The sequence below is a fragment of the Paenibacillus phytohabitans genome, assembly GCF_013141775.1.
Classification (GTDB): domain Bacteria; phylum Bacillota; class Bacilli; order Paenibacillales; family Paenibacillaceae; genus Paenibacillus_AQ; species Paenibacillus_AQ phytohabitans.
On sequence record NZ_WHOB01000088.1, the window covers coordinates 98,510 to 115,626 of the forward strand.

At 52.4% G+C, this 17,117-nt stretch carries 7 protein-coding genes; 3 read left to right on the forward strand and 4 right to left on the reverse strand.

The window, feature by feature from the left end; all coding sequences use genetic code 11:
- Positions 1-44 precede the first annotated feature (44 nt).
- On the reverse strand, positions 45-1,364 hold the full coding sequence (locus GC101_RS28980) for a helix-turn-helix domain-containing protein (RefSeq protein ID WP_171720164.1): 1,320 nt from the start codon (positions 1,362-1,364) through the stop codon (positions 45-47).
- A 111-nt stretch (positions 1,365-1,475) separates the two neighbouring features.
- A complete protein-coding gene (locus tag GC101_RS28985) occupies positions 1,476-3,005 on the reverse strand; it encodes an extracellular solute-binding protein (protein WP_171720165.1) in 1,530 nt (509 codons plus the stop codon).
- Between the two features lie 185 nt (positions 3,006-3,190).
- On the opposite strand from GC101_RS28985, the gene GC101_RS28990 reads away from it, so the two are divergent.
- Positions 3,191-5,530 (forward strand): helix-turn-helix domain-containing protein, encoded by a 2,340-nt coding sequence (locus GC101_RS28990; RefSeq protein WP_171720166.1) that lies wholly within the window; start codon positions 3,191-3,193, stop codon positions 5,528-5,530.
- On the opposite strand, the gene GC101_RS28995 is transcribed toward GC101_RS28990, so the two are convergent.
- Together GC101_RS28995 and GC101_RS29000 are read right to left on the reverse strand one after the other, a co-directional pair.
- Positions 5,505-6,272, reverse strand: coding sequence for a hypothetical protein (locus tag GC101_RS28995; RefSeq protein WP_171720167.1), 768 nt, complete (start codon positions 6,270-6,272; stop codon positions 5,505-5,507). The genes GC101_RS28990 and GC101_RS28995 overlap by 26 nt on opposite strands.
- Before the next feature lie 99 nt (positions 6,273-6,371).
- Positions 6,372-9,131, reverse strand: coding sequence for an AfsR/SARP family transcriptional regulator (locus GC101_RS29000; protein WP_171720168.1), 2,760 nt, complete (start codon positions 9,129-9,131; stop codon positions 6,372-6,374).
- Between the two features lie 310 nt (positions 9,132-9,441).
- Here GC101_RS29000 and GC101_RS29005 point away from each other — a divergent pair, with 310 nt between their 5' ends.
- Together GC101_RS29005 and GC101_RS29010 are read left to right on the forward strand one after the other, a co-directional pair.
- Positions 9,442-12,672, forward strand: coding sequence for a S8 family serine peptidase (locus tag GC101_RS29005; RefSeq protein ID WP_171720169.1), 3,231 nt, complete (start codon positions 9,442-9,444; stop codon positions 12,670-12,672).
- Between the two features lie 30 nt (positions 12,673-12,702).
- Positions 12,703-17,106, forward strand: a complete 4,404-nt coding sequence (locus tag GC101_RS29010; RefSeq protein ID WP_246354566.1) for a S8 family serine peptidase — start codon at positions 12,703-12,705, stop codon at positions 17,104-17,106.
- Positions 17,107-17,117 lie beyond the last annotated feature (11 nt).

The window sequence follows — 17,117 nt, forward strand, 5'->3', positions numbered from 1 at the left end:
TGAAACTTAAAGAGAGCATTACGGAAAGCGTAGCCTTTCAACTGCTATCCCGCACTGCTACCGGACTGCTTGAGGATTTTGGTCAATGCGCCGAGAATCTTATACTTTTCATCATTGATCCCCTGATACTTCTTAACCGATTTAGAGAGAAATTCCAAGCCGCTGTCATATTCCCCTTTAACCAGAAAATAATTGGCCAGTTCCAGCAACAGATTCGCCTGCCGGTCCAACACTAATTTCCGGGAATATCTCCCCTGGACCAGATCATTAACACTCTCTTCGATTTCCTGATTAAACTGCTGCAAGGTATCGTCAACATTAAGGTTATATTTATTGGCGGCCTTCAGAATATATAATAATCCGGTTAGTCTTTCTTCTCGCTGAGAGTCGATGTAAGCAGCATATTGCCCGATTACCGTAGAGTCCCCGCTCAGCAGCCTGGTCAAACAAACATTTGCTTTGGACCACTCTATAAACAGGTTCTTCCAATGCTCTACCTCATCTCCCTGCTCCTTTACCCAGCTCAGATCTGCATATGCATGGATGTAGGCTAAGGCCTGCTCATAATCACCATACTCATCACACACATTAGCGCGAAGCAGGTTACTGTACGCTATATAGAAAAACAAGGGTCTCCCGGGATGTTTGACCCGCTCGGATGTTCTCCGTCCTGAACTGCACTTCATATCATATTGAATTCTGGCCTTATGGCCCATTTTGGCGGCAAATTCCTCAACCTTGTCCCAGCGCTGCAAGGAACGGTATGTATTGGCAAGCTCTTTGAGTGCATCCAGCTGGTCCACTTCATCCAACCGCTCAACGAAGGGCTCGAACCGGTTAGCTATCCGCAGGTTCTTGTCTTGATCATCACTGATTGAAATCATAAATAACCTGTACTGGCATAGCGCCAGCCGTTCCGAATGCTGGAAGCGTTCGCCTTCGGCGACAATCTCATAGATTGCGGCGGCTGCCTCCATTTTCCCGGCAGTGAACAGTTCCTCCGCCGTATCAAACAACAGGGGGGCGTACATCAGGTTGTCCATAATATGGCGGGCGGTTCTCTGAATGCTGTCCAGCTTGTCCAGATCTGCACAGCGGAGCAGCAGCGGGCCAATTCTGCGCCAATCTGAAGAACCTTCGATAATATAATTATCGATATACAAGTCATAGAAGAAGCCTTCCTCCCGCCCCATCGCCCGGGTGATCCGGTCAAGCTGCTGCATCGCAATGGGCCGGTGCCCATGAACGATATTACTGAGTGTCCCGGAATGAAGCTGGGAATGCCTGGCGAATTGGGTTATCGTCAAAGCTTCTCTTTTCAAGTAATCTTCCAGTTCTGATAATATCGTGTTCATTGTCCTCAATTCATAACCACCTTTCTAACCATATTTGCGATAACTGATAATACCTTGTTCGTTATACAAAATATACCAGTTAGAAGTAGGGTGGACAAGCTTAATATGTACTTTTACCAATTATTCCTCACTAGCCCGCGCCTTAGCCTCCGCCTCCGTATATTCCTGGATGATCATACTGCCGCCGCTGGTCTGCCATTTCTCGACCTCTCCGGCGAACCCGTCCGCATCGATATTGCCCAGAATATAATTGTAGGTAGCATCTACGATAATGGCTGACAGCTCGGCGTTCTTCTCATCATAGGTAGCGGAGGTTAAACGTACTGCCGGGTCATCGACCAGGAACTGCTCATTATCCTGGCTCAGCTGGTCGGCAAGGGCCGTCAGCTGCTCCTTCTGCGCTACCTCCATAATGTTCTTGTTACCGATATCTGCAATCATCAGGGAATAGAGCGGATTCACCTCAAATACACGCAGCTGGGAGGTTTCCTCTGGAAGGATCACCTTCCCCTCCCCATCAAGCTGATAATGCCGGCCCTCGAATCCGTACACCATCAGGTTGGCTACATCCTTATCCATCGTACGGTCAAAGAACCCGAGCACCTGCTTCAGTTCCTGCTCTGTGGCAATGGCTTTTTTGGAGAAAAGATACAGGCCGTTGTACTTGGGAATCGACCATACCTTGTACCCGTCCGGCCCCTTAATCCGGTTAATCAGGGTAAGCTCCGCCTGGGGATTAATTGCCTTGGCCTCAATCGAGAGCCGCTGCACGTCTGTCATGCTCCCGATGAATATCCCTGCCGTCCCGCGGATGAACTTATCCCGCTGTACATCCTTGCTCGTCAGGGCGAAATCCTGGTTGATAATCCCCTCGTTATATAATTTGCGCATGAAATTCATCGTGTCCATGTATTCAGAGGTGGCGAATTCCGGAATAAACCGGTTGTTCTCAATCTTCCAGTTATTCGGCGTGCCGAAATAGGAGCTTAACGTCTTAAATACCCCGTACACCAGGTCATTGCGGTCTACCAGTCCGAGGGTATCGGCTTTGCCGTTCCCGTCCGGATCATTATAGGTGAACTGCTTCATCACCTCGTACAGCTCATCCAGTGTCCCCGGCGGGCTCAGGTGCAGATGCTCCAGCCAGTCCTTACGGATAATAATCCCCTGCCTGGAAGCGGGTCTTTCCGTATAGAGGCCATAAATCCCCCCGTCCACCGTGGTCTGCTTAAGGATAGAAGCATCCAGCTGGCGCAGATTCGGGAACTCCTCCAAGTACGGTCCAATCTCCCAAAAAGCGTCGGAACGGATCATATTCTTGACCGGATTATAATCGGTGAATTTCACAAATGTAACTTTGCCGAGGGCACCGGTGGTCAGCGCCGTATTCATTTTGTCCGTGTACACGCCCTCCGGCACCCAGGTAATATTCAGCTGCGTCCCGGTCAATCTCTCAATCTCGGCGATAAGATCCTTGGAAGGGGTCTGCGGGAAATGCAGCGGCGCAAGAATTGAGATGGACGGCTTCTCTCCGGCAGTATCTGAAAGGGAAGATTGCCCCTCACTGCAAGCACTTAATAAACCGAACGAGAGTAGTAGAATAGAGCAGCATATAAGAGTCACCTGCCTGCCTGCCAATCCTTTGAACATTTCATAACCTCCTAAAATCGAAATATTTATATACAATAAGGCCCTATTTATTGAATAATTTAGCATGTGTAGTGATTATTAGAGAAAATGATTATTGCGGCACCAGATGATTATTGTTATTATCCTTCGTGATGCATACACTTAAAGCAGTGATTACGACTACTCATACAAAGGTGCTGAATCTAGTGAAATCCTTAAGCTTTCTAAGTAAATTAACGATGTTCGCGTTTGCAATCAGCATCCTGCCGGTGCTGTTCATTGGTTCTTTCTCTTATTTCACATCCTCCAAAGAAATTCAAAAAAATGTTAACGAAAGCAAAATGGAACTTATTTTACAAATTACCTCAAATGTAGAACATAAGCTTACCACTGTCAACCAGACCTTGAACCAGGTAGTGAACTCATCTGTGCTGAAAAAAGCGCTCAATAATCCGCTAAATGTAACCGATTTCATTTTATATAATGACATAAGAAACGAAATCCGCAACATGCAATCTTTCGATACGAAGCTGGAGGATGTCATTCTATTAAATCAGCGGCAGAACTGGATGATCAAGAATTCCGGGCTCTACCGCCTGAATGAATACCAGAATTACGAGCAGCTCACGAACCTGATGAATATTCAAGGCACATCGTCCTGGGTGCTGAATCCCTCCTCCCTGTTCTACAGCGAAGAGAGTATTAACGTTACCGGGTGCAATTACAGCATCAGCCTGATTAAGAAGCTCCCAACCACCAAGCTCCAGAAATACGGGCTCGCTATGGCCAATATTCCCGCCTGCAGTCTCCAGGACTTCATCAACTCCGATGTGCAGCCGCTGGACAGCATTATTATGCTGGACGAATCCGGACGGATTCTGCTCCATCCTGACCGTACCCTGATCGGCCAGCCCGCCGAAGCAGGGGGATTCACGGGCTTCCAGCGGATTGCCGCAGCAGCCGAGCCCTCAGGGCAATTCAAGACCGAAATCAACAAAGAAGATTATTCCATAACCTATATGCGCTCCCAGCTTAACGGCTGGATCTACCTGTCGGTAACTTCCATTGAGAGTCTGACCCGCGAATCCGGCAAAATCGGCACCTATACGGTATTTGTCTGTACGTTCATGCTGCTGCTGTCTGTACTGCTGGCGTGGCTGGGCTCCCGGCGTATGTACACTCCGATCGAACGGCTGCTTAATCAGATGGGGCAACGCCGCCCCGGCCTGCGGGCCAGGCATACGGATGAATTCCAGCTCATCGGCGAGCAGGTGCATTCCCTGTTCCAATCCAAATCACAGCTGGAGAAAGAGGTCAGCCAGCACATCGGGCAGGTGCGGACCTTCTTCCTGATTCAGGCCTTTCAGGGCAATCTGAGGAAACGTGAGCTGCTGGAGGAACTGGAGCAATACGGGTACCGCAAGCAGGTGGAGGAATGGAAGACAATGGCTGTCATTACGCTGAGCATCGACTTCTCCGAGGAGAGCAGCTATGAGAAAAAGGATCTCAATCTGCTGTTATTCGCGGCGCATAATATGATTGAGGAATTGGTATCGGCGGATAACAGGCTGACCCCTGTGATGATGGGGCATGCCCTGGCGACCGTAATTGGCAGCAGTGACGGCAATACGGAATCTTTTCACCGTACGCTCTATGCCTTGACGGAGAAGCTGCAGCAGGAGATTAATAATTACCTGAAGCTGCAGGTCAGCATCGGGCTTAGTCTGCCGTTCCACTCTTTTGATAAAATGTCCATTGCCTACAGGGAAGGCCTGGAAGCCTTGAAGCACCGGATCACGCTCGGCAAAGGCATCATCATCCAGTACGAGAACATTAACTCCGGCAAGCATTATCTCAATCTGAACTACCCTACCCATACCGAAAATGACCTGATGGATGCCATCAAGCTGGCTGACAGCGACAAAGCGAAGGAACTGCTGCATAAGCTGTTCAAGTGTATTTTTGCGCTAGGGCTCTCACCGCAGGAATACCAGATTCCGCTGACACGGCTGCTGAACAATACGCTCATTATGATGCAGGAATCGGGGATTACGCTGAATCAGATCTATCATGCCAACGGTTCATTGTTCGAAGAGCTGACCGATCTGCATATTGTTGCGGAGATTGAAGACTGGTTCTGGACCATCGTCATCCAGCCGGTCATCGTCATCTTCCACAGCAGGCAGAATGCCCAGTATCATAACATCTCCGAGAAGCTGATCGACATCGTCCAGCATGAGTATGACAAGGATCTGACGCTGGAGGAATGTGCTTCCCGGCTGCATTATAACGCCAACTATATCAGCAGTGTGTTCCGTAAGGAGACCCAGTATTACTTCAGTGACTACCTTACAATGTACCGCTTCAAAATGGCCAAGAAATGGCTGGAGGAAACCGATATGCCGGTGAAGGATATCGCCTCACGCCTCAGATACAACAACTCGCAGAACTTCATCCGCTCGTTCCGCAAGCAGGAGGGGATGACACCCGGCCAGTACCGCGACAACTTCAGCTCGAAGCCTAAGGCTGTGCCCGATGATTATTAAGCGTAGGGTCCTCAGGCGCGGATTTGAGCTTGCGTGATTTTCTTGAGCGGATAAAGAACGTTATAAGTACGGCCAGAATCAGCAGGAGGCCGCCGCCAGCGATGGCAATATTCCGGATATCCGGCACGTATACAGCCAGACGCAGCGGCTCGGAATCCGCAAGTGAAATATGCCAGGTTAAGGTATTGCCGTCTTGTTCCGCCGCATTATTAGGTCCGTACAGATCATAGGGAATCGTTAATTTGAAATCAACGGAGAAGGTACCCATCAGCAGCCGCACAAGGGATTTAGGCACGCTTAAGCTGCCGATGCCATCAATAATTTCATCCGAATAGGCGTTCAGCTTAGGCTGGGCCACTACATCGTACCGGGTATACAGCCACCTGTTTGTCTGCCCGACCTCCGCCTCCACAATATCGAGACTACTGCCGCTGGACTGCAGCTCCTCGATCGAGGCATAGGATTTCCGAAACTGATATTCTGTAGATTTACCGCTTGCCGTTTTGTTCAGCTCAATCCCTGCGGCCGCAAGCCGCGTGGTCAGGAGCTCCTCTATTTTACCGCTGACCAGCTTCTCCGCCCGGGAATCCAGCAGCAGGCTGAAGGCCAGATCGAGAGAACCGTTCTTCTTCACCGTCATATGGGCCGTTCCCTGCGCGCAGCCCGTGAGCAGCAGCACAAGCATCATCATCATTAGCACTGTCTTAACTTTGAATCCGTTCAAGCCTCGTACTTTCAACAACTGTCCCTCCATCCGCTGCCTGTTCGCTAGAATATCTTAGAGTCAGCTTACCACAAATTCAGCTTCCATTGAATGTTACCCTCTGAACCTCCCTCTCTTTCATTCCGCCCACTCCTGGGGCATTTGCTTCATTCGTTCAGCTACCTTCGCAGCGTAGGTGTGCAGGTTGAAGTGCTGCAGCATTTTGAAATACGCCTGAAAGGTTTTCAGATTATACGGATCTTTCATACATAGTTTCTCATAATACTCCATACTCCGGTAGTAATCGCCTTGAGCGGCGAAGTACTCGGCCAGCCTGTTCAGAATTTGCATATATTTGATCGCGATGCGCTCACGTTCCCCTTCAATAAAAGACTCGTATCTGTATTCCTCCAGCAGATCCCCTCGGTACAGCTGCTCCGCCCGGATCAGCTCCTCCATATTCCCGGTCTCCAGCTTAACCTCCAGGAAGGCAGCCAGATCCAGATCTATGAGACTGGTATTCAGAGAATACAAGCCATCGACATTCTTGATATAACGCGAATTCCGGCCCGGATTGCCTCCCGGCTCCAGCGTGCTTCTGAGTACAGACAATGCCACATAGAGCTGATTCTGCGCAGAGCCGAGTGATTTATTCTGAAACAGCTCTTCGATGATGATATCCTGCGGCGTTCTTCCCTTATGGTTCACGATCAGGAAGAGCAGCAGTCTTAAGCTGGCTTTGCGCCGTACCACAATGGGCTGATCATTGAAGCTGATACTGAGCGGACCGAGCACTCCGATCTGCAGCAGCGGTGCGGCCTCCGCTTCCATTAATATTGCAGTTCCACCCCGCTGCTCCTGCTTATAGCGGTCAGCAATGAAGGGATAGCCGTTCTTCTCACAGACTTCATTCAGCTCCAGCCACTTCACATCTGCCGCCCCGGTCGCCTGCTGCTTCAGCAGCAGGGCATACTGCGCAGCGAGTACATGCGCGAACAGGAATTTGAACGAATGCAGCACCTGATAGGCGATTTCGAGGCAGGGTCCGGCTTCCTGCAGACGGCCTGCACTCACATAGGCTCTGGCCAGATAGATATTGGACAAGCCGACATCACGGTCAAATCCGAAATTCTCGGCAAGCCGGACCGTTTGCTGCGCCCATTCAATAGCCTGCGGGACATCGTGGACGAGATTGTAGAGCTTGCATCTGCTACAGAAGAGGAAGAACTGGAGTGCATCATCATTGCCCGGACTGCGCTCCAGGGCTTTCTCCAGATATTCAACAGCTTCAGGTGCCCCGTCTTCAATGAGTGTGTCTGCTATTCCGCTTAATGCATAGGGAAGGAATTGCAGATCCCCTTCCGATTCTGCCAGGAACAGGCAGCGCTGCGCACAGGCCTTAGCCTCTGCGGTCTGCCCCAGATTCAGCAGCAAATCCGCCTGAAAATTAAGGCTGAGCATGATCATCGGCGGATCCTCCACCTGTTCGAAAGTCTGCAGTGCAGCTTCCGACAGTGCCTTGGCTCGTCCGAGGTCTCCCGTCAGCTTATAGATACCGGCCAATTGCTGGCGGATCAGAGCGGCCCACATCAGCTGCTGCCGTTCATCCAGGCTGGCCAGGTTCTGCTCCAGCTGCCCGATCAGTTGATGCAGAACATACAACGGGATGCAGCGGTACAGAAAGATGGAGGATTCGATATAATGGTGGTCAAAAAATTCCTCCAGCCAGCTCTGCAGCAGCACCATGAATTCCTGAGGCTGATAGCGGACCTGAAGCACCCGCATCAGTCTGCCGGCATTCACGAAATCCCTCCCCAGGATGGAATGGGCAAAGGCCGGGAAAAATTGATGCTTCTCCTCATAGATGCCGCTCAGCTTCAAATGATCCTGATTAATCCCGCTGCGGCTGTTTTCTGTGCGGTGGCGCTCGAGCAGGAAAGAACGGAATAATTTATGATACCGGAAGGTCTGTTCATTCGGATTAACGCTGAAGGTGAACCGCTTGATCAGGAGCGCCGGGACCTCTTCATCCGCCAGGTCCAGATACTGCCGGATGACGGACGGGTCCAGCTCTCTCATGATACTGGTCTTGAGCAGAAAGGTCCGCAGCGCCGGGGTCTGCAAATTCAGCACTTCCCTGTCCATATAATCGTAAAGATGCGGAATTCTGGACAGCTTAGGCAGAATGCGGTCACGTTCCTCTACCGATTTGCCTTGGACCGCATCACGGATCAGCTCCAGGCTGGCCGGCCAGCCTTCGGTGGTATGAAGGATATATTCAATCTCCCGGGCTTCCAGCGGTGCGGATGGCATATCCAGAAAGAATGCAGTGATCTCCTCCTGTGTAAAGGCCAGCTCCGACTTGCTGATATTGAAGTAATTCCGGCGTAATTTATAGGAAGCATAAGGCAGGGACGGCAGCAGCTGTCCGATCAGAACAAAGCGGATCCCCGGCGGAGTTTCGTTAAGCAGTCTCTCCAGCAGCTCAAGGATTTCCTGAACCGGATGGATGACATGGGCATGATCGAGAATGATGTACAGCTCTTCCGGCCAATTAGAGAGCATATGCAGCAGCTCTTCCGTGCCCGCATGAATAAACTTGGGCAGACGGTGGCTGTCAAGCCGCTGCTTCAGCTGTTTGCCAAGTGCAGCCAGCAAATGAGAAATGAAGATTCCGGCGGAACTGTCGCTGTCATGCAGCTGGTACCAGACGGCCGGCAAGCCCCTGTCCAGCATATAACTGGAGAGCAAAGCCGTTTTGCCATAACCCGGTTCCGCAACCACCGTGATCAGCTTCACCTGACGGTTACGGTCCAGAAGCTCATACAGACGGGGACGGGGGATATAAAACGGACTGTCCGGTATGCTGATCCTGCTATTGTTCTCATGTATGTTCAATCAGTTTCCACCTCGCTGCATCGCATATTTTGACATCATTCCCCAGTAACCCTTCAGGTGCATAACGCAATCTATCTAACGTTAGAAAGATTGACATCATTATACCTCACTACTCTATTTATTTTTTAAAATTATGAATATTCCCCTCTTACAGAGCAATTAAAGACGCTTTCATCGGCCTTACGGATCATTTCTGTAAGATCACAGTAAGGTCAGCCTACTATCATATATCACATGTCATATATGTTGACTCAGGAAATCCAAATCTCCAGCAGAAGTACATTTCTTGTTCAATCAGGAGGGTAAAAACTTGAGAAAAGAATGGTTAAGCAAGTCTGTTATGATCATGGCCTTCACATCACTCTTGATTGGCCCGCTCGGCAACGCCTTCGCTGCCCAGGAGCCCTCAGGCAAAACGCGCAAAAGCGAATGGTCCGCAGACACGGCTCCGCAGGCAAAGGTGGTACAGATCAAGCCGTCTGCCGGCAGCTCAGCTGCCGGAGCAGAAACGAAAGCAATTCCTGCCGGAGAAGCTGCTTATGACAGCAGCACGATTATCGTGAAGTATAAGGCCGGATTCACCTCACCTTCCAGCTCCATTCTGGATTCCGGCATTCTTCAGAGCAGTATTAAGCTCTCCGGCATTCATGCAGAAGCTCTAAGCGTGCCTGCCTCTGCCGACATCGGTCCATTGATTACCGAACTGAACAAAGACCCCAATGTCCTCTATGCTGAGCCTGACTACAAGCTGTATCCGGCAGCGGCCGGCACACTTCCGGACGACACCTATTTCGACAGACAATGGGCACTGCTCAACACGGGACAGGATCCCGCAAATACAGATCAGCCCGGCTTACCCGGAATCGACATTAAGGCCACCGAAGCCTGGAACATTACGCAAGGCAGCAGCGATCTGATTGTCGCGGTCATCGATACGGGCATGGCTGCCGGTCATCCCGATCTGGCGGACAATATCTGGACCAATAAGAAGGATTATGCCGATAACGGCAAGGATGATGACAACAACGGCTATATTGACGATGTTCACGGCTGGAACTTCATCGATCAGTCGAATCAGCTCTATGATGCCGTGGATGGGGACTGGCACGGAACTGCCGTTGCCGGGATTATCGCCGCCTCCTCGAATAACGGCATCGGCGTATCGGGCATCGCCCCCAAGGTGAAGATTATGCCGCTCAAGTTCATGAAAGGCGAATACGGAACCGTGCTCGCACTGATCGAAGCCATCCAGTATGCCGAGAAGAACGGAGCCAAGATTGCCAATATCAGTGCTGAGACCTACAGCTACAGCCAGGCGCTCAAAGATGTGATTGATGCCTCCAAAATGCTCATAGTTGCCCCTTCCGGCAACTATAGCGTGAACACGGATGCTACGCCTGCTTATCCGGCTGCCTTTGACAGCCCGAACATCCTCTCCGTTACGGCAGTGGATAATACCGGAAATTTGGCCTCCATGTCCAATATCGGCGCGGAATCGGTGGACGTTGCAGCGCCTGGCGACCTGAACTGGACAACGGCACCTGTAGTCAATGCAGGTCTGGCCGCCCAGATTGACGACGGCACCTCCAAAATTATTTTTAACGGGATTGCTTTTGAGAACATCCTGGACGATGAGGATGCTGACCAGAATTACCGCCAGGAGGCTTTTGACAAAGCTATGGATTATCTGGGTGCGCCGAAGGATGACGCCTCTGCGAGAATACTGCTCGTACAGGATGACGGCTCCAATATCGAACCTTATCCAAGCACCCCGAAGCTGTCCAAGTACACGGATCTGCTTGAGGATTATACCGGATTCGACGAAGCGGTGGACATTGTGCAGACTGCTCCGAACGGCGGAGACGGCCCTTCTGCAGAGCTAATGCAGCAATATGATGTAGTCATCTGGTTCACAGGCACCGCAGCCAGGAACAATCTTAAGAATATTACGGACAACGATCAGGCCGGGCTGAAGGAGTATCTGCAGGCTGGAGGAAACCTCCTGCTTACGGGATCTCATTCCTTGAATGCAATGGAAGAATCCGACTTTACGAGCGATGTCCTGCATCTGTACTTCGTGGAGGAATATTTCTATTCGAACGTACTCGGAGTTTCCGGAACGATCTATGATGGCGTACGGTATCCGCTGGATGAAGACAAGGACAGCTACAACTGGGTCATTTCCAGAGATCCGAAGATTGCCGCCATTAACCTTGAGAATATTACAAAAGCACCGAACAGCACTTATACCTATAACTATACTCAGGGTACCTCCTACGCTGCCGCCCACGCTTCCGGTGTCGCCGCACTGGTGCTCAGCCAGGAGCCGTCGCTCAGCCCGCTCGCCGTTAAGCAGCGGATCATGAGCAGCGGCACACGCCTCAGCTCACTTACAGGCCGTATAGCCAGCGGAGCCATGATCAACGCCTATCAGGCGCTGACAGATGATGATATTCCCGGCACCCCTTACGCCGGCAGCAGCATCACTAACCGCCTGGATGAAGCTGCGGACGTAAATGATGTCTATTCCATCGAGCTCCATGCCGGTGAGAATATCAGCCTGGCCCTGACCGGTGATGCAGGAACAGACTTCGATCTGTATCTGTATTCTCCTGAAGCGGCAACCGTTCAGCTTAACGACAATATCCTGGCTTACTCGGAGAATAAAGGTACCTCTTCCGAAGCTATAGATTTCACAGTGAACGAGAGCGGAACCTACTATCTGGACGTGTATGCCTACAAGGGCAGCGGCAGCTATACGCTTGGTGTTGCCACAGATAACCTGGCAGGCAGCTATGAAGATACCAGCAGCCCGCTGATCTTCACCGGCCCTTGGGCACAGGTCAGCAGCAGCGCCTATTCCGGAACAATTGCCACACAGATTAATGCGAAGGGCAAGGTCGAGTTCGCCTTCGTAGGCAGCTATATCAGCTGGACCGGCTCCAAGAATGACAAGCAGGGCATCGCCAATGTCTATATTGACGGGATCAAGGCGGCATCCCCTTCACTGTTCAGCAAGACCTCCCTGGACAAGCAGCTAATCTATGAAAAAATCGTGCCTTACGGGCAGCACACCTTCACCATTGAATGGACGGGCAAGACCGATTCAAATGCCAAAAAGAGCGGAACCGCGTTCATCAATGTCGATGCCCTCACAGTAGCTCATCTTATTCAGGAGGACAATGCTACTACCTCTTACAGCGGTGCCTGGAAAACCAACTTCAGCCTGAAGCATTTCGGCGGAATTGCGAAATATGCAGACGGCCCTGAAGCCTATGCCCAGTTCAAATTCGAAGGCACACAGGTACAGGTACTGGCGTACACCGGACCTAACCGCGGTATAGCAGATATTCTCATTGATGATAAGCCGGTAGCTTCCGTTGACTTATACAGCGCAGTGCCGCAATTCCGGGCGGTGATCTTCGAAGCGGCAGCCTTGCCTGCGGGCAAGCATACCCTGCGTGTCGTCCACACCGGGGAGAAGAATACGGCTTCCAGCGGCACCTATATTTCGGTGGATGCCATCTCTATCCCGCAGTAAACATCTTCTATAGAAATGGGGAATCAGACATTGGCTAAATCATTCATCAAACAATCGGTTGCGCTCTTCACTTCCGTCCTTCTGCTGGCTGCTCCGCTCGGCAGTCCGGCAGGGGCAGCCGGGACATCGCCGGCTTCAGAGGCACTTGCCGGTCTGCTCAATCCGGCACAGCCGCTTATCTCTCCTGCACTGTCTGCTACTCTTACAGCAGCGGGCAGCTCGGTACAAGCTCTTACAGCCGCTCCTGCAGTTGTAGACGGGAATATTGATACTGCTTCTTCCGCCAAAATAAGTGTAATCATCCAGCTGACCGGACAGCCCGTATCCGAAGCCAAACGCTCAGCCAGCGTGTCCAGACGCTCCTTCTCCGTACAATCGGCTGAACAGTCCGTCATGTCGGAGCAGACCGTCTTCAAGAATACCGCCAGCTCCAAAGGTATTCCGCTGAAGGTTAACTACCAGTACAACACCGTACTCAACGGGATGGAGGTTACAGTCAGCGCCAATCAGATTCCGCAGCTGGCCAAGCTGGCCGGGGTCAAGTCCATCAGTCTGAACAGCACCTATTATCCTATTCCGCTGATTGATTCTCCTTCTACTGCGAACAGCCCCGGCAGCAGCTTCGAAATCGATCCGCTTGCCCAGATCGGGGCAGACACTGCCTGGCAGAGCGGTTTTACCGGCAAAGGCGTGAAGGTCGGCGTCATTGATACCGGGGTTGATTATAAGCACCCTGATTTGAAGAATGCCTATAAAGGCGGCTACGATTCCTTCTACCAGGATAATGATCCTTATGAAGAGCCTCCGGCCATCTTCGGCTTCGAAGGCACCAGCCATGGCACCCATGTAGCCGGAACCATTGTAGGGCGGGGAGAGAATCCCACCTCCGAGGTCGTCCAGAAAGGCGTTGCCTACGAGGCTGACCTCTATGCCTATAAGGTACTGGGTGCAACCGCGAAGGAAGACGGAACCTATCAGACCTCCGGTACCTCGGCCCAGGTCATCGACGGCATCGAGCATGCTGTTAAGGACGGAATGGATGTCATCAACCTGTCACTCGGCTCTGACCTGGAGAAAGGTCCGGATTCACCGGATTCCATCGCCGTGAACAATGCCGTGCTCTCCGGTGTCGTGGCCGTTATCGCGAACGGCAATGCCGGCAGTGACGGCAAATACTATTATTCCATGGGCTCGCCGGCCAGCTCGCAGCTAGCCATTTCCGTTGCTGCCGCTACAAGCACCAGCATCCACTACAGTGCCAATTTCAGCGCCCAGCTGACGGACACCGTGACAGAGGAAGTGTACTCGGTGACCGATACTGTGTACTCTGATCTTCTCGGCTGGAGCTATAACGGTGCGAATTTCAGTGATCTGCTGGGAACCGGACCGCTGGACGCTGTATATGCGGGACTTGGTGATTACAGCGACTATAACGAAACCGGAGATGTTACGGATAAGGTCGTAGTGGTTTCCCGCGGCAATCTTACATTCGTAGATAAGGTCGCTATTGCCAAGGAAAAGGGAGCAAAGGCTCTGATTATCTTCAACGGCAATTCGCTGGACGGGTCTGAAGAAGCCGATCTCTCCGTCAGTATTCCCGGACGCGATGGCCCGTTAGGCGAGATTGCCTTCCTCGGCGATGATTATGCCCATATTCCTACCTTCGACATGCCGGGCATGGAGGGACGGGCGCTGGCCCGGGAGATTCTCGCGAACCCGGACAAACCGCTGCATATCACCTTCGGCAAGGATTATCCGATGACCGTAGCGGCTGGCGACACCATCGCCGACTTCAGCTCACGCGGACCGAATTCCGATGATAATTACGGCATCAAGCCGGATATCAGTGCGCCGGGCGTGAATATCCTCTCCACCCTGCCGGAATATGCTGCGCTCTACGGTGATCAGGAGTATGCCTATTATTTCGATAAAGGAGATCCCAGCTACGATCTGGCCTATCACCGTTCCAGCGGAACCAGCATGGCCTCCCCGCATATCGCGGGTCTGGCAGCGCTTATGACACAGGCCCATCCAGACTGGACACCGCTCGATATCCGGGCTGCACTGGCCAACACGGCGGATGTGATCTCCGACACCGGCGGTACACAATACGATGTGTACTCCCAGGGTTCAGGCCGGGCTGATGTAGCCAGCGCTCTGCTTACACCGGCTGTAGTGGAAGCCCTCGATCCGATTACCATCTATGACGAGCAAATGAATGCAACCGTGATGGAGAGCGAGGCCAGCAATCTAAGCTTCGGAGCCATTCAGCCGGGTGCTGCGCCGCTATCCAAGCCGCTGCGGGTGAAGAACTTCTCCGATGATGCGGTGACCTATACTGCTTCGGTAGTGATGCATGCAAGCGTGACATCCGATCCTTCCGATCCGGTTGCCACTCCGGATGTGAGCAGCATAGAAATGACGCTTGGCGGACTAGAGGGAGATGCTACAATCACCGCCGCCCCAGGCTCCAGCACGCCCTTCACCCTTTCGGCTCAAGCGGCTGAGGGCGCAGCTCACGGAGTATATGAAGGAGAAATCCTGCTGCAGAGTCCGGGACTTCCTCCGCTTCATCTGCCATTTGTCATCCATGTGGGAACCGGCGTTGCCGATAATGACTTCGGTCTGATTGATGGTGCGCTGACGAACAAAAGAATCTCACCGGCTGCTCCGGCCGACTTGTCCGTCACGCTGGCCAATAATCACACCAACTTCATGGTTGTTGAGGTTAACGGCCTGAGCGAAGGCTACATCGGGCGGATCTCCGACTGGTATGAATTAAACGAGGAGACCCAGCAGCTGTCTACACTTCCTGCAGGACGGGTGACCTTCGAGAATCTCGACGGCAGCTATTCGGACGGAACCGTAGATGAGTATGGAAATTACGTCATCAGGCAATTGGAGCCGGGGCAATATAAGCTCGGCATATATGCAGTGCAGTATGACGAGAAATTTAATGTCGCAGATGTTCAGCTTGTAAATATGACGTTCTATGCGGTGGGAGATGACGAAGACATCACCGGACCAACCCAGCCTACGCCTGATCCGGGCAGCGGCGGAGGAACGGCTACTCCAACGCCGGTTCCTACTGCAAGCCCTGTTCCTACACCAACGCCTGCATCAGGCAATGGCGGCGGTGGCGGCGGATTGGCCGCTTCACCAACACCAGCGCCAGCGCCAACGCCAACCTCAACCCCAGCCTCAAGCCAAAGTCCGGCAACCTCTGCCGAACAGCTGGCGGCTGTAGTTGAGCCAGGGCAAACCGTTGCTGGTCTTACAGGTGCTGCTGCTCTGGAAGGAAATCAGACAGTGGTCTCCATTGACACTGCCGCGCTTCAGAAGGCACTGGATGCTGCAGCTGCAGCGGCCGTCTACAGCATAACTGCTGCGGAGAACAGCAGCGCGGGGGCCAGCCTGAAGCTGACTGCTGAGCAAGTGAAGCTGCTGCAGTCCGCACCTGCGGGCAGTTCCCTGGCCTTCACATGGAAGGGGGCATCCGTAGCCTTACCGTTGTCTGCCCTGTCAGGACTGGGCGCTAATGCCGGTCTGACCATCACGATTGCGCCATCAACGGACAGCAGAGCAATATTCACCGCCGGTTACCCGGGCGCAGCAATTCTTGGAACGCCTTATACCTTCGAAGCCGTCTCCACAGTGGCAGGCGTCTCCTCCAAGGTAACGTTCGCACCTGATCAGATCGTCCACCGGGCCTTCCTGCTGGATAAAGGTATCGATGCCACGAATGCAGGCGCACTTTATACAGAGGGAGACGCTGTGTATCCCGTGCCTGCACAGTTCAAGACCATGACGGATGGATCAACCTTAGTCAAGATCAGCCGTCCGGGCTTCTCGACTTATGCAGCAGCCACAAGGCAGATTACCTTCAAGGATACCGGTTCCTCCTGGGCGAAGAGCGAAATCCAGACCCTGGCCGGCAGGTTCATCCTGAACGGAACTTCAGCAGATACATTCTCGCCGAAGAGTCCCGTTACCCGCGCACAATTCGCCTCCATGCTCGTGACGGCCATCGGCCTGGATAAGCAGCCAGGGACGAATGCCTTCACGGATATTAAGGGAAGTGAATGGTATGCGCAGGATGTGAATGCAGCCTACAAGTCCGGCCTCGTTACCGGCTATGACGGAAGCTTCAGACCGGGCGATGAGATTACGCGTCAGGACCTCACGGTCATGCTTGCCAGAGCGCTTAAGCTGCTGGATATCAAGTTCACCAGCGGCTCAGCTAACGTACCTTATGGCGATGCTGCTTCATTCAGCAGCTATGCCAAGGACAGCATTCAGGCCGTCAGCGATGCCGGACTGATGCAGGGCGAAGCACAGCAGGGACAATTCATCTTCCACCCTGCATTGCCGGCCACCCGCGAAGCTGCGGCCAAGGTTCTGTACCAGCTGCTGAGTTTAGCAGGTTCCCTGTAGGCTCAATACAA